Below are 23,220 nucleotides of genomic sequence, written 5' to 3'. Positions count from 1 at the left end.
AAATAAGATCTACTCAGTTTGTTTATAAACTGGAGAAAACAAAACCCACATTGATCGACAAAAAATTCTGGCCATCGAGGTCATCGGTATTGAAAGCACCGTAATATTTTACACCAACCATAGCTTTCAAACCGGGCTCAATAGAAAAGAGCACACCCACTTCGGGTTTAATGCAAAATTGCCAGGCTTCATTGGTTATACGGTATAAGCCAAAATCGGTTGACCGGCTTGCGAAAAGCGTTCCCACGCCTAAGCCAACATACGGGTTGGCCTTCTTCTTCTCCTCGGTGGGATACCATTTTGATTCCACCAGTATGGGTACTGCATTGGTATATCTGTATGTTACCCCGGTAACGGTTGTAGTACCGCTCTTGTAAGGCTGCTTGCCTACCTTTTCATAAAACACATTCCAGCCTGTTTCCAACCCAACGGCCACACCGGGTTTTGCATGGCCCAAAAACTCCATATTAATGCCCCGCCAGCTTGTTTTTTTCGAATAATCGTGCAGGTCACCCATGGGGAAACCAATAGGATAGGTTAAAATGAAGGAACTCTGGCTGTAGCTGTTGATGCCACACAAAAGGATGAACGCTGACAAAATATAGTATTTCATAAAAAATAGTTCTAGTGTTTTAAGTATGGTGACTGAGTATATGCCTGGTCTATGTTGATCTGCGTACGTGCAGCAATGTCAGAAGTACCGCCTTCAGCCAGGCCGTTTAATATACAAACCCATTTTACGGGTGCATTATCAGCGCCCCATGGTTTGCTTGTATTGTCTATAAACTGCATAAAAATTGAACCGGAGCGGTAACCCGTAACATAAGGCGGGTAATAACCAGGATAATACCAGCCCCAGCCGGGATAGTAACCGGGATAATACCAGCCCCAATACCACCAGTCGTAGTAATAATAAATATTGGTAGTGGTCATGGAAGAAACCAATATAGTAGCATCGGGGTTTTGTCTTTTGTCAACCAGCGTCCATCCATAGTTGCTCATGTTTGTTTTTATCTGATCGAGTATTACCTTACCGGATGACGATGGCAAAAACGACGGTTTACCATCTCCGTCAGGATCGGAAATAACATCGCCGGTGATCTTTACAACGCTGTCGGGGATTGAATAAGTCTTCAAAGCTGTAAAATTGAAGTCACTGGCATAGTTCGTATATACGAGGTCCAGTTCGTCTGTGTATTCCGCACCCTTGGGATAGCAGCTCCACAACAGCGGCAACAGACACGCAAGAAGCAGATAGCGCAAACTCGTTGTCATAATGTTTTTTTTGGTGTTTATTTTATATTTTATGACACGTCAGAAATCCAAAAAAGTGCAAAAAGAACCAATCAACCGGCACAGTTTTATAAAACCGATCATCGTTGTAGACTTGTGCTCAGGTCACCGTTCACATAATTTCTACATTCGTACCATGATGATCCGGAATTTCAATGACGAGGCTGTTTTTGAGGTGTTGTATAAAAAATACTGGGACCTGTTATTGAGATTTGCCAAAAAGTACATCAACGACAAACAAACCTGTAAAGAAGTAGTACAGGAACTGTTCATCACCCTGCACGTTAAAAGAGATCAGTTAACGATCAATGTATCGCTGTCATCTTACCTGTATCGATCACTACGAAACAAGATCATCAATCACCTGCGGAACGAGTCGGTATATAAAAAGCATATAGCTATTGCGGGAAAAAAGTACAGCATCATTTCTGTTGGCAATGAAGCTGAGTATTGGATGGATATGATCGATCTGCAACGGGAGATCAGCTGCTGCTTGCGTAAAATGCCGGATAAGTACCGCGATGTATATGTACTCGCCATGCAAAAAGACAAAACGGTCAAAACTACAGCGGCCCTCCTTCAACGCTCCGTACCTACTGTTGAGCGCCAGTTAAGAATAGCCATTCGCCTGATGCAGGAGTACCTGAACAAGCACAAAGCATATCTGCAGTTTTTAATACCGATTATCTGTCAGCTGTTATAAAAATCAAGGTTGGCTGGACGAAACAAAAATAAGAGAGGTGACCTAATAGACCACCCCTCTTTCACCCATACTGATAGCACAGAGTTGACAGCCTGTTACGGCTTTATTCCCAAACGTACACTCTTGGTGTAGCGGGAAGGGGTTAGCCCTGTAAATTTTTTGAAAGCACTGGTTAAAGTATTCCGGTTCTGAAAACCGCAAATCAATGCAAGGCCCTTCATGTTCAGATCATTCGCCAGTCCTTCCTGAATAAGGTTTTCACAATATTCGATCCGGAACTGGTTGAGATAATCGGTAAAACGTAATCGTTTTTCCTGATTTAGATAGGCAGACAGCAGGTACGCCTGAACCTGGATATCATCTGCCAGGCTTTTTATGGTATACCTGTAACGCAAATACGGTTTCTCTGAAAACATAAATTGTTTCAGCCGTTCGGAAATGTCACTGACCTTTTCAGGACTTAATACATGAGCGTTAAAACTCGAGGTCCTTTTTTCAGTCTCTGGTGCGAAGGTTAGGTTTTGGTGTCGCATACTAGTAAGATTTAATGTGATTGGTTACGCTTTGTGTGTGCATGTAGCCGTACTAAGCTTTCGAGTGGGAATACGAAAAAATGTTGTGCGGGAATACGAAGTAAAAGTATGCTGGTGTTTGTAATACAATTTACCATCTATCGCCAACACAGCCTAATTTAAGTTTGCATATTGAAAAGTTTGGGCAACCTATTTTTTTTTTGTGCAGAAAGATTGCTTATCTGCAATTACAGCATGGTAAACTGTAAACGGGTTTGAAAGAACTGTACGGGGCCTTTGATTTGATATCTGTCAAGAACACCATAGCCATATACAAATTCCATTCTGATTACCTTGGTGGCATACCAGTTGATCATAGGTGTAATCCGCCAGAACTTACCACCTGCAATAGACCGGTCATCCAGATCGAGCATAGAGAAGTGTAATACAGCCTCCCACTCGCCCCAGCCTCCTTTAAAGATGGACCGTTTAACAGGCACAAAGCCAAACACATTACTGTTGGTTGTATAAGGCCGAACAGCACCCGTAAAAAGCCAGGTAAACACAAAATTGCCACCATAGAACCGGTGGTTCTCGCCATTATCGGCGTAAAAACTATGCAGGTTCCATTCCGATCCTATCAAAAAGCCTTTGTTGCTGTAATAAATTTCTCCACCAATATGGCTTGAATGGTCGGCAGCAAATGAACCCGTATTAATTATTTGCGGTGTAGGGTTCGATTCCGGTCTCGACTTCAAGGTTATCTTGCCATCAACCGGTTTGCCATAACGCAGGTTTACACCCACATGTAACACTTCATTTGTCTTTTTATTATAGATAGGTAACCAGCCAATACGGGCATCGTATTGCCAGGCATAGGTAGAGAAACCCTGTCCATTTGAAATGACATCGTTATAAGCACCCAGGTTCCAGAATACCCGGGGTTTCGGCAAATAACCAAAGTACTTGATACCATCGGCCAGAATCGGAATTACATCAATTGACATTTGTCGTTCTGCGGTCCAGGGGGAGTGGCCATTCATTACCTTCACCATCGAATACCCTTCTTTTGTACGGCCTATAAAAATGTGACCGGACAATTCCGGTACGCCTATCGTAAGCCCCGATTCCCTGACAAGCCATTTTTGGTTATCACCATCCCACATATAGGCAAATTTGAATGCCAGGTATCTTTTGGTTTTAAACACGCCGCTGCCCATTACCCTAAAATCCCTTAGTTTAAATTCAGGTTTCAGATCATAATGGAGAGAATCCATTTGTTGTTTGAACTTGTCGCTTTCACTGTAGGCTACAAAGTCATGAATGTATCCGAGACCAATTTTAAAAGTGGCTTTCGGTCCGTCGAATTCATTGTCTTTCATATTTTTCCCCGTATCAGCCGGGTTGAATGTCAGGCCATCCGTACCATTGGGAAGGAGCTTTGTTGTATCCTGTGACCAGGTAAAAAGTGGGAGGATGCCAATAAGCAAGCTGATCAGCACCCTCCCGGTTGCGCTTCCCATGTTAATACTCATAAAATATCTTTTGCATATCGGCATTACTCCTTTGTTTTAGCAATGCCACAGACAACAGTATTCTTGATTTTTGGGGATTGTGGTCATAAGAGGCTACAAAACCCATTTTATCATCATCCACTTCTACATTGCGGCCCACATTACCGGTAACCACGCGGCTGCTTCTAACCACTACAACACCTTTTTTTACCGCTCTTTCACAAGCTTCCATACCGGCCTTGTTCATATTGCCATTGCCTACACCGGCTATTACAATTCCTTTGGCGCCTTTTTCAACGGAGGCATCAATCAGGTCGGCTGGCAGGTCTACATCGGCATAAATAATATCCACGCGCGGAAGTTTGGCAACATTGTCTACCGAGAATTCGCTTTGGCTGCCATATTTATTAAAAGGAAAACGATAAAATTCGTTCGTTCCATAATTGCTGATCCCAATAAGCCCATTCAATGGCGACATAAAGGTTTGAACAGCCGTGGTACTAACTTTCGTAAGGCTTTGTGCCGAATGGATCCAGTCGTTCATCACCAGCATTACGCCACGTTTTTTGGCGTTAGGGTCTGCAGCCACTGCCACTGCATTATACAGGTTGAGCGGGCCATCGGCACTAACGGCAGTTGAAGGCCGCATAGAACCCACCAGCACAATAGGTATATCTGTTTTACAAACCAGGTTCAGAAAATATGCGGTCTCCTCCATAGTATCGGTTCCATGGGTGATCACAATGCCATCGAGCCCGCCCTGCTGGGTTAGTTCCGCAATTCTTTTTGCCAGTTTCAACATGATCTCGAACGACATATCCTGGGAACCCACATTGGAGATCTGCTCCCCTTTTATGTTAGCCAGTTTGGTAATATCGGGCACGGCATTTACCATGGCATCGATGGTAACCTGGCCCGACGTATACCCCGATTGCACCCCGGTGCTGGCAGCACCTGCAATAGTACCCCCTGTAGCCAGTATGACTACGTTGGCCTTTTTCTGGGCAAAACTGCCCATGCTTACCAGTATCAACAAAATGGTGATCTTGCTTCGCAACACTGTATTAAGGGTTTTCATTTTCAGTTGATGTTTTAATTAACGGTAATATTTTTGTTTGATTAACTCGCCTGCCTACTGCCCCTCTTACTTTTCCCCAGTCAATGCAGCAGGGTCGAGCAGTTTTTTTATCTGGTCTTCCGTCAATAACTTCTTTTCCCTGATCAATTCCAGGATGCCTTTGCCCGATTGCAGGGCTTCCTTGGCCAGTTCGGTGGTTTTATCATAACCCAATACCGGGTTCAGGGCGGTTACTATGCCCACGCTTTGCGTAATGTATTTGTCAAGGATGTTCTTATTAGCCGTAATACCATCTATGCAATTCTTTCTGAACAGCGGCAGTATTTTAAACAGCAGGCCCTGCGATTCCATGATGGCAATCGCCTCTACGGGTTCGTAGGCGTTTAACTGCAGCAATCCGGAATGAGCAGCCATAGAAACCGTTACATCATTGCCTATCACTTTAAAACAGATCTCATTCATTACTTCGGGCATAACCGGATTTACCTTACCGGGCATTATGGAAGAACCGGGTTGCAACGCAGGCAGGTTTATTTCAAAAATACCGGTGCGGGGCCCCGAAGCAAGAAAGATGAGATCACTCGAGATCTTCGATAAGGTAATGGCAAAACTTTTTAAGGCGGAAGAATAGATCACAAATGCCTGCTGGCTGCTGGTGGCGGCTATCAGGTCAGCACTTTTCACAATAGGTTTGCCGGTTATTTTTGCCAGTTCTGCAGCACATTTATCAGCATAACCGGGTGTGGCAGTGATACCTGTTCCTATAGCAGTGGCACCCATGTTTTGTTCACATAAATACATTTCTGTTTTGCGAAGCGTGGCTATCTCGGCATCGAGCTGGTTGCCAAAGGCATGAAACTCCTGTCCCAGGGTCATCGGAACCGCATCCTGTCCTTCAGTACGGCCCATTTTTACCATACCCTTGAACTCATCGCCTTTTTTATGGAATGCCTTTGCCAGTGCATCGGCCTCTTTTGTCAATTTATCGTTGTGCAGCAACAGCGCCACCTTGATGGCAGTTGGATAAGCGTCATTGGTCGACTGCCCCATGTTCAGGTCGTCATGAGGTTCAATGCTGTGGTAATCGCCTTTTTGCTTACCGCTTAACTCCAATGCAATATTCGCCAGTACTTCATTCACGTTCATATTGGCTGAAGTGCCGGCGCCGCCCTGGTACATATCAACCAGGAACTGATCGTGGTATTTGCCATCCATCACGGCCTGACAGGCCTTTTCAATGGCAGCCAGTTTCTCGGGTTTCATTCTGCCCACCTCGGTATTGGCCCTGGCCGCAGCCAGTTTCACGATGGCAAATGCTTTTACATAATCGGGGTAAAAAGAAGTAGGAACACCACTTATAGTAAAGTTCTCCAATGCACGTGCTGTTTGAACCCCGTAATACGCATTCGCATCTATTTGCTTTTCACCCAGCAGGTCTTTTTCTGTTCGGGTTTGCTGTGCCGGTAGTTGTTGTATAAACAACAATACAATAAGTAACATGGTAACCGCAAGTGACTTTTTCATGTTGATGTGGTTTTCTCTTTGTTAATTTCAATGTGCTACCAACCCCTATTAAAGATACCCCTTGCCTGCTGGTTATCAATTGATTTACACCTATTCACAGTTAAATGTCACCCGGTTTACAGTAAAGCCCTCATCAGGGATGACGGGTGGGTTTAGGATCGGGATGACCAAACCGGACAAATACACCGCCCCCCAACACAAATTGTGTCATACTGCTGTAGGTAGTAACGCCAACGCCCGCACCGCCTGTGCCAAAATACAGACCGCCACCAGCTGCCTGGGTAGCGCTTTGTATCTGTGCCTGAAACCGGAACCCAATACGTTCGCTTACCAGTACATTAGTACCCAGTCGAAACCCCCAGGCGAATTTGGTAGCACTTTGCTTATTGCCATTATCAGGGTTGGTGCCATCGAGAATGGCCACCCCAAGCATAAACCCGGCAAAAGGTTCCAGGCTTCTTTTCTCAGTAAGGTATCGCGTTCCGCAAGCCATGATCCAGTTGACGCCGAGATCAACATCGCCATTTTTGTCGCCTACTGAAGTAAGATCATAATAATGAACGGTGGCTTTTGTATCCTGTCGCTGATACAGGATCTCGAGGCCATACTCATCATGCACTTTGAATTCCAGTCCAACGCCCCACATCCCGCCGCCTTCAATAACGCCATTAAAATAGTTGGTAGAGCTGTAGTACGATTCTACTCTGTCATCAAACACATAATTGCCATATCCACATATTCTTGTTTCCTGGGAATAAACTGCTCCTGCCACTAAACTGACAATGATCAAAACTGCATATTTTCTCATAACTAAATTTTGAGTGGTTATTAAAAGCCAAACCGGTATTGCAAACCGCCAATAAACTGCTTGCGGCTGCTGAGAAAACCATATTCTGCCCGGATCATAAAATGTTTATTGATCTGGTATTGCGCACCTATAAGGAAATTCCATTTGTCTTTGGGGCGTTTGTCAAGGGAGTATTGTACGGAGGAATTGCCCAGCGTACCGGCCGCTTCCGATGCGCCATTGAGCAACTGCCCTGCTTTATCCAATGCGGCATTGGCGGTAGCGTATTTTGCTTTATTCACCGGGTTTTGCTGATCGCGCGGAGAAAGGCCATTCCACCAGGCGTTTACCTGTTGCTGGCTATTGGCCACTTTTATATACCCACTATCTATCCTTTGCATCCATTCATTAGTGGAGAACAGATCAGAAAGGGGTAAAGAACCATTTGTACCGCTGTTCATGTGTACGCGGAAACCGCCCGTCCAGATGGCGAGGCTTTGTTCCCCTTTGAATTTGAAATTTTTTCCAATGCGGGGCCCCAGAATAAAAATATAGGCGGGCTTATCCAGCTGCTCAATATCTGACCACGACCAATTCATATCGATCGCCACAAAAAACCCGCCTATCCCGAACGTGGGGGTCAGTCCAAAGCCTATGGTGGTTGCATCAAAATCAGCTTTTGTATTGATGTCTGTTATCTTTTTCCAGCTGTTGCTACTGTCGGGTACCCATAGCCCACAGTGCACGGTGGTAGAGTTGTTCGATCTTGCCAGGATCCCATATACATTCAAAAAAGGAAAGATCCAGAAATCGGGCCGCAGGTTAACCCCATTGGTGGTGGCGGTGGCTTTATCGAACCGGATCAGGTCATCGCAATTCCTTTTTGGTCCATTGTTAAACCCCACCTGTAAATTATTGATGAGGATGTCCGATTCCTGCCAAACATATTGGACGCTCAAACCCATGGGAAATGGCAGGTCGAACCCTTTATTGATCACCTTTTGCCCCCAGATCGGCAGCAGGTACGGGTAAGTCACATGCTTCAAACTATCAGCCAGCGTTACGTTCTTTTCCTTCTGCCCTACTATCTTGTCGGTGGTATATTGAGCGGCCGCCTCCCTGTACAGGAGTCCTAAAAGCACAGTCAATAAAAAACAGCTAGTACGCATATTGCACAGTTATGAATGCGGAAGCAATAACTACTAATTTACCGCGGGTTTGTGCAACAATAAATAATGTAACCGTTTAGTTTAACCGTAAAACGGGTACTGTTAAAAGAGGTAGGAGATGCCGAAGACCGTACCGAAATCGAATTTGCGGCTTTCTTCGGATGGTGGCTGGCTGTCGAAGTTAGAGTAGAAGGAAACAGTGAGGTTAAGGTCTTTGATGATCTTGTAACTGAGTGTAGTGGTGGCATCGTTACGAATGCGGTCTTTTTGCGTAAGGCCGTAATAAAAAGCTTCTGTTACGGTAAAACTGATTTCTGGTTTTGTAAACTTGAAAAAATTAAATTCCAGTTGCCCATACAACTCAGCGAGCGTAGCGGTGGTCGTATTTTCCGTATTTTCTTCCTGGTTCAACACCATGCCCATTCTGGTCCACGCATATATGTTTTTGTTAGTAATGAATTTATTGCCCCCGCCGATACCCTCCTGAAAACGCCGTAGCAGGCCCAGTTCCAGATTTCGTTGGTATTTTACCAGCAGGGTGCCAAACCAGGTAGTGTTGAAATAGTAATTATTCTTTATACTAATATCTTCCCGGTCGCGGCTGAAACTGGAATCGGTAAGCGTATAAATACCGGCAGTTGATAACGTGAGCTCCACTTTTTTTGCGTTGTAATTTATCTTACCATCATAATTTATCCTGCCTATTCCACTGGAGCGGGTGAAATCCAAACCTGCAGTTGCCTGGCCAGAAAATCGTTGAAAAAAGGAGTTCTTTACCGGGTACAGGACAGAGATATTTTCAATAGCACGGGCGGTAGTGTCAATTTCTGACATAAAAATAGCATAGCCATCCCTGTCACTCGTAGTAATTTTACCGAAATAAACTATTTGTGTGGTGCTTTCAACCCGGTATGGCCTGTACTGGGCAGCCATGGTGCGTAATTTTTTTAACTGTACAGTAATATCATTGGCATCATCGGGATCGAAGGTCATTACCCCCAGTTTTATCTTTTTAATTTTCCCAATGACCCTGGTGCCGTTCTTAAAATAGATGGTATCCCTGGGTTGTTGTGCAGTAAGTGGTATAACAGCCAAAATCAGCAAAGACAACAGAACGTATCTCATATACACCCAATGTGATCAATGAATGTAGTTACTATAAAAGCGCAGGTGTTCATTTTACGGTTAAACACGTGCGAAATTCCAATTCATCTCTAAAACCGTATAACTTTAATGAACTAAAGCGCGTGCTGGACCAACCTTCTTCAGAATACTTTTGCGCATAAGAGTATTCGTCTGGTCATTCCGATACCATCCTGGAAAACACCTGCTCCTTCCCTGCCAGGGGATACGGAACAAAACCTTCATGTTTAAAATAATTGTTTATGAAGCAATCCTTGTTACTGGTTTCTGCTTTAATTTTTTCTACATTGTTCTGTAGGGCACAGCAGTCTGAAAAGTTAATAGATACCACCAGGGTAAAGGCACTGGAAATTTATGGGTTCGTTATGACCGATGTTGGTTACAATTTTGATCAGATAAACCCCAACTGGTTCGATGCCATGCGCATAACGAAACTCCCTTCTTACAAGGACCAGTTCGCTCCGGATGGAAAGGTGTTCTTCGGTATTCGCCAAAGCCGGTTTGGCGTGAAGGGTTATACCAACACCCCGATTGGGGAATTGAAAACCACCTTCGAGTTCGACTTGTTTGGTACGGGAGCAGATGAAGGACAAACCACCATGCGCTTGCGTCATATATACGCAGAGTTAGGACCGATTGCCATTGGACAAACCAATTCACCCTTTATGGATGGTGATGTGTGGCCCAATACCATTGAATACTGGGGGCCATCAGGCATGGTGTTCTACCGGAATATACAACTTCGCTATGCGATCATGCAGGGTAAAAATGAACTCTTCGTTGCCCTGGAAAGACCCGGCGCCAGTGCCGACCAGGGTACTTTCGAAAGCCGTACAGAGCTGGACAGCGTACGGGGCCGGTTAAAGCTGCCCGATTTTTCGGCCCACTATAAAAGAAGCGGTGACTGGGGACATATTCAAATTGCCGGTATGCTGCGCGACCTGAGGTGGGAGGATACGCATACAACAGGAGGTTATGATATCAGCGACAATGTACTTGGCTGGGGCGCTCACTTTAGTACGGTGCTTAATCTGGGACAGAACAATGTATTCAGAGGATCTTTTGTATATGGACATGGCATTGAGAACTACATGCAGGATGCGCCGATTGATGTAGGCGTGGAGGAACAACCCGGTAACACTACAGAACCATTTACCGGTAAAGCATTACCCGTGTATGGAATACACGCTTACCTGGACCATAACTGGAATTCAAAACTGAGCACTTCACTCGGATATTCAAGCGTACACATCGAGAATACAGATGCCGCAGCCCCCAGTGCCTATAAAATGGGACAATATGCCAGCGTGAATTTTGTGTCTGTCCCTTTTCCCAATGCCATGGCGGCCATTGAATTTCAATGGGGCCGGCGCACCAATTTCAGTGATGATTTTCACTCCGATATTTTCAAGATCCAGTTAGGATTCAAATATAATTTCTCTCAGATCTTTTACAGAAACAGGGATTAGCCTTTTTCAATAATCAGCATTAAAAAAGCAGTTATGAAGCAGATATGTTTTAGGAAACAAACAGCTATAGCTGTTATGTTTTCGGTGTTGTGCAGTACCACCTGTATAGGCCAGTTAACGCTGCCACCGGCAGAGATCGAGAAAGCGCTGGACGAAGCCTATAATAAATTCAAGGACCTTAAAGAAGGTAAAAATGCCGATTATATAAAAGAGCTCGCCAGTGTAGACCCCAACATTTTTGGAGTGGTGCTGGTAACCACCGATGGAAAAGTATATACCAAGGGGGATATTACCTCTATGGTTTCCATTCAAAGTGTATCGAAAGTATTCACCATGGCAAAAGTGATTGAAGAACAGGGCGCGAAGGCGGTGGAAGACAAGATTGGGGTAGATGCTACCGGGATGCGGTTCAACAGTATTGTTGCCGTTGAATTGCAAAAGGGAAAAGAGATCAACCCGCTGGTGAACCCCGGCGCCATAGCTGCTTCCAGTTTAATCAATGGCGCCGATTCTGCGGCCAAAATGAAAAGTATAATGCAGGTGCACAGTGATTTTGCCGGCCGCCCGCTTTCATTGAACTGGCCGGTGTATGTAAGTGAGGCGGGGGATAATTTACGCAACCAGGCTATTGCGCACCTGCTGCTCGCCTATGGCCGCATGTATTTCGATCCTGTACAGTCGACGGATATCTATACCAAACAATGCGCCATAAACGTAAATGCCAAAGACCTCGCCATTATGGCCGCTACGCTGGCAAACGGTGGCGTAAACCCCGTAACAAAAAAGAAAATCGTAACGCCTGAAACGGTGATGCATACGTTATCGGTAATGGCTACCGCCGGTTTGTACGACAATTCGGGCATCTGGTTATACAATTCCGGGCTGCCAGCCAAAAGCGGTGTAGGCGGTGGTTTGCTGGCTGTTTGTCCCGGCAAGTTCGGTATTGCGGTTGTTTCTCCCCCACTCGATGCAGCCGGCAACAGCGTAAAAGCACAAAAGGTGATCGGCTATGTAGTGGATAAACTACATGTTAATCCCTATCTCGTACAACCTAAATAATAATTGATGCGATACTTAATCCGGGCAAAACTATACCTGTTGTTTGTATTGATGACAGGTAGCCATAGCAATAGTTGGGCGCAACTGGAGCCCGAGGTATTTCAAAAAGATACCGCAAAGGTAGACCAGGTGGAAACATACCCAAACATGGTGGCCGGGGAATTAACGCCCGGCAAAGGATTCGCCATAGTAAAAACAAAAGTGGCCAGTTTAAATATTGGTTTGTATTCAGTGGTTCGCTACCTGAACCAGTTGCCGGGAGAACACGAACAGACCTGGCAGGACCATTTAGGAAGAGACAGAGAGGTAACCGGGCGTAATGATTTTTACTGGCATCGTGTTATGATCTGGTTCACCGGTTTTGTGATGACGCCAAAACTAACGTATACCGCTACCGTATGGACCATCATGACCACCCAGCAAACCCTGGTATACGGGAACCTGCAATACAAGTTCAACAAATACTTTATTCTGGGCGCGGGTATTATGCCAAACCAGTCTATTCGGTCTATGCAGGGGCCATTTCCCTTTTATTTATCAACCGACCGAACCATGGGTGAAGAAAGCCTGCGGGCCGGTTTTACCAATGGCTTCTTCGTAAAAGGGGAAGTGTTGCCCAAATTACACTACACCCTTATGCTGGGCGACAACCTGAGCATTCTGGGAATTGCCGCTGCCAAACTAACCCGTACCATGTCAAAGGGCGTGGGATTGATGTACATGCCTACTACCGGCGAATATGGCCCCCGGGGGGGACTGGTTGATTTTGAACACCACGATAAAGTAGCCACCCGTTTCGGCCTTAATTATACCCATTGCCGCGATAATCGTTTCAATAATACCGGCCAGCCTTCACCCGACAATACACAGGTACGCATGACCGATGGTGTATTGTTTTTTGAAACCGGCGCCCTGGCCGATAATGTTACCGTGAACGAAGCCAATTATGATATGATCGCCGTCGACCTTGGCGCAAAGTATAAAGGCTTCAATGCACAGGTGGAATTATATTACCGTTCCCTCACAAAATTCGATGCAGACGGTCCGCTTCCGGTAAGTTCACTGCGCGATAAAGGATACAGCCTGCAGCTATCCCAAATGGTTATACCAAAAAAACTGTGTGTATATGGCTTTCACTCCTTTTTTTGGGATGCTTTTAAACGGCATCCCTGGGAAGCAGGCGGTGGTATTAACTTTTATCCCATGAAATCGAGAAGCTGGCGTCTGAATGCCCAGGCGCATTACGTATATAAAAGTTCCGCAGGCGGCACCTTTGGGTTATATGCCGGCGGACAAACCGGCGCTACTATTACCATAGGTACCGACATTTTATTGTAACATGATGAAACCAATATATGCGCTCATACTACTGGTGCCTTTAGCTACCAGGGCGCAAACCAACACAACCGCAGACACTTCCTGGTTTTATGATTCGCACTTTCACTTAACCAACTATGTGCAGGAAGGAATAACCGTTCAACAATTCATACAGGTAATGAAAGGAAAAGTGGGCCGAAGCACCTTGTTCGGTATCCCTTTGCAACAGGAATGGTCTTATGGCAACACCGGTGATTTTGCCCCCACCTATTACCTGGCCACTGATGCACCTTTATATTATTACTCTTTTACCGATGCATACATTGCCATGGCTTATCGAGGCCTAAGCAAAGAAGAACAAAAACTCTTCGACCCCATGATCACCGGGTTCAACCCCACCGACATGTATGCAGCCGATCACATCAAACGGGTATTGAAAGTATTCCCGGGGGTATTCTCAGGCATTGGCGAGTTTACCATTCATAAGGAATTCGTTTCTTCGAAAGTGGCCGGCGAAGTAGCCTCCCTCACCAACCCGGCCCTTGACCGCATTCTGGATTTCGCCGCAGAAGCAGGACTGGTGGTGTTACTACACAGTGATATCAATATGCCCTATCCCAAACCCGGGCAGGAGCCATATTTGCTGAAACAGATCCGCAGCCTTTTTCAGCGTCATCCCAACACAACTATCATCTGGGCGCATTGCGGCCTGGGCCGCGTTGTGCAGCCTGTACAGGACCAGCTTAAAATGCTCGATGTAGTGTTGAGCGATCCTGTATTAAAACATGTACATATCGACATCTCCTGGGATGAAGTAGCCAAATATGTTGTTGCCACTCCGGAAACCATAAAGGCTACCGCCGCAGTTATTAATAAATACCCAGACCGGTTTTTGATGGGTACAGACGAAGTAGCGCCCGCTACACAGGAGAAATATTTGAAAGTGTATTATATGTATGAGCCATTATTAAAGCAACTAACACCCGACGCGAAGAACAAACTGTTGAAGGGCAACTATGCCCGGCTTTTTGATAATGCCCGTCAAGAAGTTCGGAAATGGGAAGCGGCACATACCAATAATTAAAAAAATAATCATATACTTGTATGGCGAACTGCATTAATACGATTAAAACCCAATGGATAATTCGCTCAAAATTTGCCAGTTCAATATTTTCTTATTATTTTTTACTATCCTATTCACCCGCAGTGCCCTGGCATTATAGAACTCTCCCTCCCTCCTTGTGAGAACAACGGGCTTTGAAATTCATTTCAAAATCATTTCACCTATTCAATCAAGTGTAACCTATTGAATTATTTGGCTGACTTTTTTAGTGCCTATTCTATTATTTATTAAAAACCTGACTATGAACTTCCCGACTCCGTTTGTAGCTAACAAACCGTTTAGTTACGACTCCATTGCCGACCAATTGGATAAAATATTCGTGCATCCTGATTTTAGCAAATCGGAGATCCTGAAAAAATTCTTATCCTATATTGTTCATGAAACGCTTATTGGTAGTGCACATTGTATAAAGGAATATACGATTGCGCTACATGTATTGGAAAAACCAGTTAGTTTTAATCCGCAGAAAGATTGTATTGTACGCATTCATGCCGGCAGGCTGCGACAGGCACTCACGCATTATTATTCCGGAATGGGTTTTAACGATCAGATCGTTATTGGCATACCCAAAGGCAAGTATGTGCCTGTTTTTATGGACCGGCAACAATGGATCGACGAAAAGAATTTGCTCACCCCACCCCGTCAAAGGGAACCAGCCATTCCCGATTATGAACCGGTGATCTTTGCTATTATGCCATTGATCTGTACCTCTGACGGCAAATTGATCAAAGCATTTAACGACAGTCTTTGTTTACAAATGTGTACCACGCTGTCGCAACTGAACGAAGTTTCAGTGATCGCTTACCAGGCCATAAAGAACCTTGCTACGAAGTACCTCGATCTAAAAGAGCTGGGCACCATGGTTGGTTTCAACCATATTATTACCGGCGGAACCCAGTACGTAAAGAACAAGATCCGCATTAACATCCAGATCATCGACAGCCGCAATTACAAACAAATATGGTCGAAGATCTTTGAAAGTAAAGTCACTCCTACCAACCTTTTCGACATTCAGGACGAGATCTGTCAGCAAACCATTATTCAGGCGCAATACCTGGTAAACGAAAGCTAGCATATCCAATACGGCTATACATTCTCTTTATTTTTGGGCACGTTAGATAACACACACTATACCGTTAAACGGGTTGAAAATTCAATTTGCCCTGTAATTTTGTAATGAACTCACCCAACCACTTAAAACCACATGCTGTATGTCCCTGTTTAAAATCACTGGTCTGTTTTTAATGATCACGCTCATTTTTTCTGGTTGCGTTAGTAACAAAAAGTTCAATAAAATGAAAACCGAGGCACAACAAAATTATGATGCCTTGTCTGGCAAAAACCAGAAACTGGAAACTGACCTTAAAGGCTGTAATGACAAAACTGCAGAATTAACACAAGCCAATACCTCGCTGCAGGATGAGAATTCAAATTTAAAAAAACACGTAGATCAGTTAAAGGAGAACAACACCACCATGTTAAAACAACTGGAAGGCCTTTCAGTGCTCACCTCCACACAGGCCGCCAGTATAAAACAGTCGCTGGAAAATATCGGCGCCAAGGATATTTATATCGCCGACCTGCAAAAGGAAATGGCCCGTAAAGACTCTTTGAATATGGCATTGGTGTTGAACCTGAAAGGCGCCATTGGAGATCTCAACGACAAAGACATCAATATAAAAGTAGACAAAGGGGTGGTATTTATCGACATCTCAGACAAACTACTTTTCACCAGTGGGAAATATGATATTCGTCAGCAAGCCCAGACGGTACTGGGAAAAGTGGCCACGGTGTTAAAGGCCCAGCCTAACATTGATTTTATGGTAGAAGGCCATACCGACAATGTAAAGTACAACAAGCCGCCCCTGGTCGATAACTGGGACCTGAGTGTAAAAAGAGCCACCGCGGTTGTTCGGGTATTGCAAAAGAAATATGGCCTCGATCCTACTCACATAACCGCTGCCGGCCGTAGTGAGTATGCACCTATAGCGTCGAACGACAACGCGGAAGGGCGGGCCACCAACCGAAGAACACGCATCGTAATACTGCCAGAACTTGATCAGTTCTTCAAGCTACTGGAACCAAAACAATAATTGTGAATACTCAACCATGTAAGCCATGAAATACATTTATATAGGTTTGGGACTATGGTTTCTATTACAGGCAAACTACGGCTGCGCGCCCAGTGTAAAGGTGAATGTAGATTATGATCGCGCAGCCGATTTTACTTCCCACAAAACATTTACGATGACAGACATTGCCGCCAAAGGCGAGGTAAGTCAGCTGAATGCAGAGCGTATCAGGAATGCCATTGTGCAAAACATGAAGACCAAAGGGTACACCGAAGTGGGCGCAGATGCCGCCGATCTGCTGGTAAATGCAGTGACGGTATCAAAAACCAAAACTTCCGTAACCGCTAATAACAACTATTATGGTTATGGTGGTGTTTACAGGCCATATGGGTATTGGGGTGCCGGATCTACCACTTTCAGTACGTACGATTATACGGATGGCTCGCTGATCATCGATGTAGTAAATAACAAAACCCAAAAACTGCTGTGGCAGGGTGTTGGCAATTCCGAGATCGATTCAAAACCCAAAAACCCCGATAAGTTCATTCAATATGCGGTAGAAAAGATCATGAAAGATTTTCCGCCAAAGCCAGGAAAGTGAGTGATGTGAAAAAGATAACAGTGCTGGTTATTTGCTTTTTGATAACGGCCAACCTTCATTCGCAGATCCTGATCTCAATTTTGTTTGGCGACAAACTGAACACCGATAAAATGACCTTTGGTTTGGTGCTGGGCCCTGCATGGAACAATTTAACGGGTTATGCCGAATCCGATGCGCAGACCAATTTCAACCTGGGTATTTTTCTGACATTCAAATTAAAGGAGCGGCTTTTTCTGCAGTTCGATGCCCTGGCAAAATATAAACTGGGTGCCAAAGGCCTGCCGGTTTATACGCTGGGAGATGCCACGCTCGATTCCATTTACCAGCATGGAAGTCTGCAACGAAGCATCTCCTACGTGGGGCTGAACACCAGTATTCAATACCGCATCTGGAAATACCTGAATGTGGAAGCGGGACCAGTAGCAACGCTACGTACAAAAGCGATGGATTTTTTAAAGGCCGATCATGAACTGGGAGAACAGGTATTCGAAAAAGACATGAAGGAATCAACCACCCTTTTCGATTTTGGACTGGCCACCGGCACCTCGTGGCAGTTCAGTAAAGGGAAAGGATTGAAATTAGGGGTACGCTATTTCTGGGGCCTGGTTGATCTGTATCCCGCCGATGCAGGAACCAATGCAGCAAGGTCATTCCAGGTAAACTTATATATTCAAATAGGCGGAAAAAAGCAAACGATAAACGGTAGTAATAGCAATTCAAAATGAGCGGGAGAAGATTAATTTCAGGGTTTAGTTTTCTCTCAGGTATGCAGTTGGTGCAAGGGGAACAGCGTTATGCTTTTCCCCTTTTTTAAAACATTGCAAAATGACATGAAAAGGATCTTGCTTATAGGTTGTATTACAGGATGCATTTGTCTGATATCCCCGGCGATGAATGGCCAGCAATATAACTCCGATAGCTACCTGTCGAAACCCTGGGGCACCATTACCATCATTCCAACTGTTGGCAAACGCAGTTCCATGCTTATGACCACGTATTCCCTGTTTCCCAAATGGGAATTCACCATTGCGTCCTACCTGTATAATAACGATGACGACCCGCTTACCAATGATGGCTATTCGGCATCCCTGTATGCCAAATACATGTTTTATGAGAACAAGGCTAAAACCGGTGGTTTTGCCGCCAAGGCCGGCACCGGAACAAGACCAGGTACATTGGATGCAGAATTCCGGGTGAAAGATGCTTTTAAAACATACTGGATCAATACACCGGGCACTATTCCTTTTTTTAATAATAAACTGTCGGTAGACCTGATGCCCGGCGTAAGCACGACCATTAATTATGGCGATAGTAGTGAACATGCGGCATGGGCTTTTACTTACTCAGCCCGTGCGGCCTGGTATCCTTTTGGGCCAAAAGCATCTATTGTGGGCGAAGTGTTTGGGGCTTCTGGGGAAGCTGGTACCATGCCCGAATATAAGATCGGGTTGCGTTGGGAACCGAGCCAGCATGCCGTATTTGCATTGACCTACGGCCAGGAATTCAACGGCACGCAAGGCGCGGGATTCGAATTCGGTATTATGTTGTTTACCCCGCCATTTGCCTGTTTTGGCGGCTGCACCCCAAAGCAAAAGAAAAAATAACAAGCAGGTTTATTAAAGGAGCAGAAAAAACAAAGGGACGTGCAGCAACGACGCGTCCCTTTTTCTATTTACTAAATGTCAGCGTAACGATTTGAATGCGGTACGCATTTCCTGAACCAATGATTTAGGTTGTTCAAAAGCAGCGAAGTGGCCGCCTTTTTCCATTATATTGAAGTGCATCAATTTTGGATAAGCCTTTTCGGCCCAACTGCGTGGACAGGGATATAACTCATCGGGGAAAACACTCACCCCAACAGGAATTTTTACCCCTTTAGGTGCAAAAAAGTTAAGCTTGTTTTCCCAGTAGAGTCGGGCAGCAGAAATACCCGTGTTGGTAAACCAGAAAAGCGATACGTTATCGAGCACATCATCTTTGGAAATGCCTTCGCTTTTTCCGTCGAAAGAACGGGCAATGAGTGCCGTGCTTTTTGGATCATGGTCCAGCAAAAGTGAGGCAAGGCCAATGGGTGAATCCGAGATGCCGGTAAGTGTTTCCGGCCGTGTACCCATAAAGAAAGCATAGTACACCACTTTATAAAAATCAACCAGTTCCTGACAGGCTTTTGTTTCGTCGGCCGGTAAACCAGCGGGAACTGTACCGGCCCAACACTGCTTATCGATCTCTGGCGGAACAGCACCCGGCATATTCAGGTGAATGGCCGCCAATGCAGGATCAGCCTGTACGCCCATTAAATCGGTTATAATGGCGCCCCAGTCACCGCCCTGGGCAACATACCGGTTATAGCCCAGGCGTTTCATCAAAACAGTCCAGGCGCTGGCAATACGTTCAGGGCCCCAGCCTGTAGTGGTAGGCTTGCCAGAGAAACCATAACCCGGCATGGAAGGGATCACTACGTCAAAAGCGTCTTCTTCTTTACCACCATATTTAGTAGGATCGGTCAATGGTTCAATCAACTTCATTTGCTCAATAACAGAGCCGGGCCATCCATGGGTGATAATCACCGGCATGGCATTGGCATGTTTTGATTTAATGTGCATGAAATGAATATCGAGCCCGTCAATTTCTGTAATGAAATTGGGAAAGGAATTGATCCTGTTTTCAATTTTACGCCAGTCATAGCCGCTTGTCCAATAACCCGCCACTTTTTGCATGGTTGCCAGGGGTACCCCTTGCGAAGCATCATTCACTGTTTCTTTTTCGGGCCATCGCGTTGCCTTTACCCTGCGCATAAGATCTTCCAGTTCAGACTGCGGCACCAGGAACTGAAAGGGTCTGAGCGACTCACTGGATGCCATTTTAGGCACGGCAGAAGTTTGACTTGTGCTCATGATGTTATGTTTTAAATATGAAAAAAGAAGCCTCCTCAGCATCTACCAATATGTAAGTGCAGAAGTGTATGAGAAGGCTTTTTGCATCCTGTATATTTCCATGTTGCGTTTAGGTGGTAGCAGGTAACGGCGGGAGCGGTTGTGTTGGATAATTGTTGGGCGAAACTACAGTTTATAAAATTGCCACGCTTTATTTATGCACTGACATATGTCAAATTCTGAAAAATACTTTTCCTGATAATAAAGGAGGCGGGGATTTCTGCCCGCCTCCTTTGTTATGATATTATAAGTAGTTTGTTATTCTTTCACTTCTTTGGAGATCTCCCCTATCAACAGGCGGCATTGTTCCAATACGATATGGTATCTTTCCAGGATATCCATAATAAATTCGTCGTACGACAGGTAGTTGCGTAACTGGGTTTTTTCTTTCAGCAATGTTTTCAGGTTGCTGTTTGTTTCGTCGGTAGACGTCAGATTATTCTCCAGAAAAACGATAGATTTTTTTGTAATCTAACTTAAATATGGGTAATCGGTATACCCTTTTTCGTCACCGGCATAAAACGTGGTGGTGTCTGGTTTGGCCAATGGCAGGTTGTTGGCCAGGCGTTTTACCAGATCTGGATTGGCGATGAAATCCATTCCAAAAGACACCAGATCAGCATGATCATCCGTTATGATCTTATTGCCCGTTTCACCTGTAAATCCCCGGTTGGCCATCAATGTTCCTTTATAAACATCCCGGGCCTGACGGAAGTAAATGTCCTGCATTTGTTCAATAGCTGTACCGGTAAGATCGGTAGCTGGCCCTACCAGGTGAAGATAACCCAGGTCATACTCATTGAGTTTTTCAAGTATGTATTGAAACATTGGAATGGTATGTTCATCTGGCTGCAAAATACCGGGGTTGAAAGCGGTGGGAGTAAACTTCACGCCTATCCGTTTGCTATCCCAAACCTGTTTAAGCGTATCCAGTATTTCAAACAACAACCGGGCACGGTTCTCGATGCTTCCGCCATATTCATCGGTACGTTGATTGGTTGCCATGCTCAGGAATTGCGGGATCAATGCAAAGATCTGCGCATGCAGTTCCACCCCATCAAAACCTGCAACCACTGCATTGAAAGCGGCTTGCTCAAAATCATCAATGGTTTGTTTAATTTCCTCTTTTGTAAAAGCAATCGGCGTAACCGTATCTTTAGGTCCCGTTGGTGTATAGGTCGTTAACTGCGGATTGATCGCAGAAGGCCCACGCGGGATGTCCCCCTCAAAAAAATCAGGATGAGACGCAGCGCCGCTGTGACTCATTTGTAAAAAGATCTTTCCACCATTGGCATGTACTGCTTTGGTAACCTCTTTCCAACCTTCCACTTGCGTGGGCGTAAAGATACCGGGAACATGTACAAAGCCAATGGCTTTGGCGCTCACCCAGGTGCTTTCAGAAATGATGAGGCCGGCTGAAGCACGCTGTGCGTAGTACGTAGCCATCAAAGATGTTGGCGCCAATTCTTTATTAGTAGCTCTTGCCCGCGTTAAAGAAGACATAATAACCCTGTTCTTTAATTCAAGATCGCCTAACTGATAGGAAGAAAAAAGCGGCTGATTCGGATGTGACATGACATATAACTTTGTTGATGCCGCAAAACTACCAGCACCCAATGGGCTCAACAATAAGGGGTTAATTGATCAGCAGGTGATAATTTTATCCCCCAGGCACATATAGGGACTAAATTTTACCTTTGTGCAAACAAAAGGAAGATGTACGAAAGGAAAATTCCACGCCCAATGGAATGTGGTTTACATTTCACCAAAGAGGTGTTGAACGGAAAATGGAAGGCCGGGTTATTAAAGGCCATCTCTATCGACATCAAGCGCCCCAGTGACATGTTACGTGCCATACCCGATATTACCAAACGGGTAATGAATGTACAATTGCGAGAACTGGAGCAACATGGTATCGTTACAAAAAAGATCTACCATCAATTGCCCCTTAAAGTAGAATACTCCCTTACGGAACTGGGCGCTTCTTTACTGCCCATCATCAACGCCATGAACCAATGGGGCGAAAACAACCGGGCTTATCTGCAAACTGTGATTGCAAAAGATGCGCCTGTACTACCTGAACTGGATGAAAAGAGACGGAAAGTTTGTTAGGGCATTAAAAAGATATCGATCAGTTGTTTATTATCCTGCCGCCAGCGCAACCAGCCGGTAACCGGGTTGGTGCATTTGTTTATATAGTTGTGGCAGGGTTGTCCTTCGTTGGGATTGTTTGCATTATTGTAGAAACAGTCGTATTGTACTTTTACCCAGTCGCCTTTAACCTGCATGGCGCAAAACATTTCCTGACCAGCTGGAATGGAAATGGTATCAGCCACGTCGTTTGGTTCTTTTCTTACAAGACCAATCGGGGTTCTCAATGAATCGGCTGTAGTTTTACGTCTGATGCCAAAAGAGCTTTCAATATATTGTTCCCAGGTTTTAAATTGATAATCTTTTTCCCGGGGCAGCCATTTTACCTGTGAATAATTGATCAGCACGCGATAGGCCCTGTCTGTTTTACCGGTACAGGCAAAATGCATCAACCCATACTCCGGATCAAATACGCAGGAGCAAACATTATTCAGGCTGTCATATTTTTCGTACATGTCTACCAGTTGCGGTTCGCCTCTTAGTAAACTATCGTCGTACAGGGAAAATTTAAGGGGTACACTGACCATTCCAATACCCAGCTGGGCAACTTCATTATCGATGTTGCAGCGGCCATCATAATGCGGTGTAACGGCGGCAACACTGCTGTCTTTTCTAACAGGAGTGATCTCCTTTTTAATAGGACCTATCTTGTCTTTTTTGTTTTCTGCACAGGAAAAAAGGCTTAATGTAAGTAAGGCTATGATCAGGTTTTTCATCGGATTTATTGTTACGGCCTGTAAAATATAAAAAGGCTTTGTAATTCAAAAATCTG

Annotated in this window: 24 protein-coding genes; 11 read left to right on the top strand and 13 right to left on the bottom strand. The window is 44.9% G+C overall.

The genetic code is table 11. From position 1 onward, the window contains the following. Positions 1 to 22: 22 nt before the first annotated feature. Positions 23 to 613: a hypothetical protein gene (locus BMX95_RS19685; RefSeq protein WP_081203954.1), complete on the bottom strand. Its 591-nt coding sequence runs from the start codon at positions 611 to 613 to the stop codon at positions 23 to 25. A gap of 11 nt (positions 614 to 624) precedes the next feature. Continuing rightward, entirely contained in the window at positions 625 to 1,275 is a 651-nt protein-coding gene (locus BMX95_RS19680) for a DUF4136 domain-containing protein (protein WP_081203955.1), read from the bottom strand. A 31-nt stretch (positions 1,276 to 1,306) separates the two neighbouring features. Here BMX95_RS19680 and BMX95_RS19675 point away from each other — a divergent pair, with 31 nt between their 5' ends. Then, complete coding sequence (locus BMX95_RS19675; protein ID WP_165759093.1) at positions 1,307 to 1,996, top strand: RNA polymerase sigma factor; 690 nt, start codon at positions 1,307 to 1,309, stop codon at positions 1,994 to 1,996. 95 nt (positions 1,997 to 2,091) lie between these two features. Here the strand turns inward: BMX95_RS19675 and BMX95_RS19670 are convergent, their stop codons facing one another. The 7 genes from BMX95_RS19670 to BMX95_RS19640 form a co-directional block, all read right to left on the bottom strand. Next, complete coding sequence (locus BMX95_RS19670) at positions 2,092 to 2,529, bottom strand: helix-turn-helix domain-containing protein (RefSeq protein WP_081203957.1); 438 nt, start codon at positions 2,527 to 2,529, stop codon at positions 2,092 to 2,094. Between the two features lie 227 nt (positions 2,530 to 2,756). After that, positions 2,757 to 4,043 carry an OprO/OprP family phosphate-selective porin gene (locus BMX95_RS19665; RefSeq protein WP_081203958.1) on the bottom strand — a complete coding sequence of 429 codons (1,287 nt, stop codon included), beginning with the start codon at positions 4,041 to 4,043 and terminating at the stop codon, positions 2,757 to 2,759. Continuing rightward, on the bottom strand, positions 4,033 to 5,100 hold the full coding sequence (locus tag BMX95_RS19660) for a type II asparaginase (protein WP_081203959.1): 1,068 nt from the start codon (positions 5,098 to 5,100) through the stop codon (positions 4,033 to 4,035). Before BMX95_RS19660 ends, BMX95_RS19665 begins: the two co-directional genes overlap by 11 nt. Before the next feature lie 66 nt (positions 5,101 to 5,166). Then, on the bottom strand, positions 5,167 to 6,624 hold the full coding sequence (locus BMX95_RS19655; protein ID WP_207631719.1) for an aspartate ammonia-lyase: 1,458 nt from the start codon (positions 6,622 to 6,624) through the stop codon (positions 5,167 to 5,169). Between the two features lie 133 nt (positions 6,625 to 6,757). Next, positions 6,758 to 7,432 carry a hypothetical protein gene (locus tag BMX95_RS19650; protein WP_081203960.1) on the bottom strand — a complete coding sequence of 225 codons (675 nt, stop codon included), beginning with the start codon at positions 7,430 to 7,432 and terminating at the stop codon, positions 6,758 to 6,760. A 20-nt stretch (positions 7,433 to 7,452) separates the two neighbouring features. Beyond that, on the bottom strand, positions 7,453 to 8,580 hold the full coding sequence (locus tag BMX95_RS19645; protein ID WP_081203961.1) for a hypothetical protein: 1,128 nt from the start codon (positions 8,578 to 8,580) through the stop codon (positions 7,453 to 7,455). A 102-nt stretch (positions 8,581 to 8,682) separates the two neighbouring features. Next, positions 8,683 to 9,705 carry a DUF481 domain-containing protein gene (locus BMX95_RS19640; RefSeq protein WP_081203962.1) on the bottom strand — a complete coding sequence of 341 codons (1,023 nt, stop codon included), beginning with the start codon at positions 9,703 to 9,705 and terminating at the stop codon, positions 8,683 to 8,685. Between the two features lie 260 nt (positions 9,706 to 9,965). Between BMX95_RS19640 and BMX95_RS19635 the strand changes: the two genes are divergently transcribed. The 9 genes from BMX95_RS19635 to BMX95_RS19595 all read left to right on the top strand — a co-directional run bounded on the left by BMX95_RS19635 (position 9,966) and on the right by BMX95_RS19595 (position 18,968). After that, a complete protein-coding gene (locus BMX95_RS19635; protein ID WP_081203963.1) occupies positions 9,966 to 11,192 on the top strand; it encodes a DcaP family trimeric outer membrane transporter in 1,227 nt (408 codons plus the stop codon). A 33-nt stretch (positions 11,193 to 11,225) separates the two neighbouring features. Further along, positions 11,226 to 12,251 carry a glutaminase A gene (glsA, locus tag BMX95_RS19630; protein WP_081203964.1) on the top strand — a complete coding sequence of 342 codons (1,026 nt, stop codon included), beginning with the start codon at positions 11,226 to 11,228 and terminating at the stop codon, positions 12,249 to 12,251. Between the two features lie 6 nt (positions 12,252 to 12,257). After that, positions 12,258 to 13,589 (top strand): hypothetical protein, encoded by a 1,332-nt coding sequence (locus tag BMX95_RS19625; RefSeq protein ID WP_090519531.1) that lies wholly within the window; start codon positions 12,258 to 12,260, stop codon positions 13,587 to 13,589. 1 nt (position 13,590) lies between these two features. Beyond that, entirely contained in the window at positions 13,591 to 14,652 is a 1,062-nt protein-coding gene (locus BMX95_RS19620) for an amidohydrolase family protein (RefSeq protein WP_242673245.1), read from the top strand. Positions 14,653 to 14,932: 280 nt separating this feature from the next. Further along, positions 14,933 to 15,763: a hypothetical protein gene (locus BMX95_RS19615; RefSeq protein ID WP_081203966.1), complete on the top strand. Its 831-nt coding sequence runs from the start codon at positions 14,933 to 14,935 to the stop codon at positions 15,761 to 15,763. A 139-nt stretch (positions 15,764 to 15,902) separates the two neighbouring features. Beyond that, a complete protein-coding gene (locus BMX95_RS19610) occupies positions 15,903 to 16,784 on the top strand; it encodes an OmpA/MotB family protein (protein WP_090519530.1) in 882 nt (293 codons plus the stop codon). A gap of 25 nt (positions 16,785 to 16,809) precedes the next feature. Then, positions 16,810 to 17,364, top strand: a complete 555-nt coding sequence (locus BMX95_RS19605) for a DUF4136 domain-containing protein (protein WP_081203967.1) — start codon at positions 16,810 to 16,812, stop codon at positions 17,362 to 17,364. A gap of 5 nt (positions 17,365 to 17,369) precedes the next feature. Beyond that, on the top strand, positions 17,370 to 18,089 hold the full coding sequence (locus BMX95_RS19600) for an outer membrane beta-barrel protein (protein WP_133054064.1): 720 nt from the start codon (positions 17,370 to 17,372) through the stop codon (positions 18,087 to 18,089). Positions 18,090 to 18,194: 105 nt separating this feature from the next. After that, entirely contained in the window at positions 18,195 to 18,968 is a 774-nt protein-coding gene (locus BMX95_RS19595) for a hypothetical protein (RefSeq protein ID WP_081204142.1), read from the top strand. A gap of 78 nt (positions 18,969 to 19,046) precedes the next feature. Here BMX95_RS19595 and BMX95_RS19590 read toward each other — a convergent pair whose 3' ends face one another. From BMX95_RS19590 to BMX95_RS19585, 3 genes are all read right to left on the bottom strand, one after another. Then, positions 19,047 to 20,258 (bottom strand): epoxide hydrolase family protein, encoded by a 1,212-nt coding sequence (locus BMX95_RS19590; RefSeq protein WP_081203969.1) that lies wholly within the window; start codon positions 20,256 to 20,258, stop codon positions 19,047 to 19,049. Between the two features lie 297 nt (positions 20,259 to 20,555). Further along, entirely contained in the window at positions 20,556 to 20,693 is a 138-nt protein-coding gene (locus tag BMX95_RS35015; protein ID WP_165759094.1) for a hypothetical protein, read from the bottom strand. A 75-nt stretch (positions 20,694 to 20,768) separates the two neighbouring features. Further along, the gene (locus BMX95_RS19585; RefSeq protein WP_081203970.1) at positions 20,769 to 21,872 is read right to left on the bottom strand and encodes an alkene reductase; all 1,104 of its coding nucleotides are present in this window, start codon (positions 21,870 to 21,872) and stop codon (positions 20,769 to 20,771) included. A gap of 141 nt (positions 21,873 to 22,013) precedes the next feature. Here BMX95_RS19585 and BMX95_RS19580 point away from each other — a divergent pair, with 141 nt between their 5' ends. Further along, entirely contained in the window at positions 22,014 to 22,409 is a 396-nt protein-coding gene (locus tag BMX95_RS19580; protein ID WP_081203971.1) for a winged helix-turn-helix transcriptional regulator, read from the top strand. On the opposite strand, the gene BMX95_RS19575 is transcribed toward BMX95_RS19580, so the two are convergent. Continuing rightward, a complete protein-coding gene (locus BMX95_RS19575) occupies positions 22,406 to 23,164 on the bottom strand; it encodes a hypothetical protein (RefSeq protein ID WP_081203972.1) in 759 nt (252 codons plus the stop codon). The two genes, BMX95_RS19580 and BMX95_RS19575, sit on opposite strands and share 4 nt — an antisense overlap. Positions 23,165 to 23,220: the final 56 nt, after the last annotated feature.

Source organism: Niastella yeongjuensis (genome assembly GCF_900110245.1).
Taxonomy (GTDB): domain Bacteria; phylum Bacteroidota; class Bacteroidia; order Chitinophagales; family Chitinophagaceae; genus Niastella; species Niastella yeongjuensis.
Note: the sequence above shows the minus strand (reverse complement) of the source record. Positions and strands in the feature narration are given on the sequence as shown.

Excerpts from the sequence above, each read along its gene's own strand:
- BMX95_RS19685 (WP_081203954.1), bottom strand. The coding sequence starts at position 613 with ATGAAATACTATATTTTGTCAGCGTTCATCCTTTTGTGTGGCATCAAC.
- BMX95_RS19680 (WP_081203955.1), bottom strand. The coding sequence starts at position 1,275 with ATGACAACGAGTTTGCGCTATCTGCTTCTTGCGTGTCTGTTGCCGCTG.
- BMX95_RS19675 (WP_165759093.1), top strand. The coding sequence starts at position 1,307 with ATGACACGTCAGAAATCCAAAAAAGTGCAAAAAGAACCAATCAACCGG.
- BMX95_RS19670 (WP_081203957.1), bottom strand. The coding sequence starts at position 2,529 with ATGCGACACCAAAACCTAACCTTCGCACCAGAGACTGAAAAAAGGACC.
- BMX95_RS19665 (WP_081203958.1), bottom strand. The coding sequence starts at position 4,043 with ATGAGTATTAACATGGGAAGCGCAACCGGGAGGGTGCTGATCAGCTTG.
- BMX95_RS19660 (WP_081203959.1), bottom strand. The coding sequence starts at position 5,100 with ATGAAAACCCTTAATACAGTGTTGCGAAGCAAGATCACCATTTTGTTG.
- BMX95_RS19655 (WP_207631719.1), bottom strand. The coding sequence starts at position 6,624 with ATGAAAAAGTCACTTGCGGTTACCATGTTACTTATTGTATTGTTGTTT.
- BMX95_RS19650 (WP_081203960.1), bottom strand. The coding sequence starts at position 7,432 with ATGAGAAAATATGCAGTTTTGATCATTGTCAGTTTAGTGGCAGGAGCA.
- BMX95_RS19645 (WP_081203961.1), bottom strand. The coding sequence starts at position 8,580 with ATGCGTACTAGCTGTTTTTTATTGACTGTGCTTTTAGGACTCCTGTAC.
- BMX95_RS19640 (WP_081203962.1), bottom strand. The coding sequence starts at position 9,705 with ATGAGATACGTTCTGTTGTCTTTGCTGATTTTGGCTGTTATACCACTT.
- BMX95_RS19635 (WP_081203963.1), top strand. The coding sequence starts at position 9,966 with ATGAAGCAATCCTTGTTACTGGTTTCTGCTTTAATTTTTTCTACATTG.
- glsA (WP_081203964.1), top strand. The coding sequence starts at position 11,226 with ATGAAGCAGATATGTTTTAGGAAACAAACAGCTATAGCTGTTATGTTT.
- BMX95_RS19625 (WP_090519531.1), top strand. The coding sequence starts at position 12,258 with ATGCGATACTTAATCCGGGCAAAACTATACCTGTTGTTTGTATTGATG.
- BMX95_RS19620 (WP_242673245.1), top strand. The coding sequence starts at position 13,591 with ATGATGAAACCAATATATGCGCTCATACTACTGGTGCCTTTAGCTACC.
- BMX95_RS19615 (WP_081203966.1), top strand. The coding sequence starts at position 14,933 with ATGAACTTCCCGACTCCGTTTGTAGCTAACAAACCGTTTAGTTACGAC.
- BMX95_RS19610 (WP_090519530.1), top strand. The coding sequence starts at position 15,903 with ATGTCCCTGTTTAAAATCACTGGTCTGTTTTTAATGATCACGCTCATT.
- BMX95_RS19605 (WP_081203967.1), top strand. The coding sequence starts at position 16,810 with ATGAAATACATTTATATAGGTTTGGGACTATGGTTTCTATTACAGGCA.
- BMX95_RS19595 (WP_081204142.1), top strand. The coding sequence starts at position 18,195 with ATGAAAAGGATCTTGCTTATAGGTTGTATTACAGGATGCATTTGTCTG.
- BMX95_RS19590 (WP_081203969.1), bottom strand. The coding sequence starts at position 20,258 with ATGAGCACAAGTCAAACTTCTGCCGTGCCTAAAATGGCATCCAGTGAG.
- BMX95_RS19585 (WP_081203970.1), bottom strand. The coding sequence starts at position 21,872 with ATGTCACATCCGAATCAGCCGCTTTTTTCTTCCTATCAGTTAGGCGAT.
- BMX95_RS19580 (WP_081203971.1), top strand. The coding sequence starts at position 22,014 with ATGTACGAAAGGAAAATTCCACGCCCAATGGAATGTGGTTTACATTTC.
- BMX95_RS19575 (WP_081203972.1), bottom strand. The coding sequence starts at position 23,164 with ATGAAAAACCTGATCATAGCCTTACTTACATTAAGCCTTTTTTCCTGT.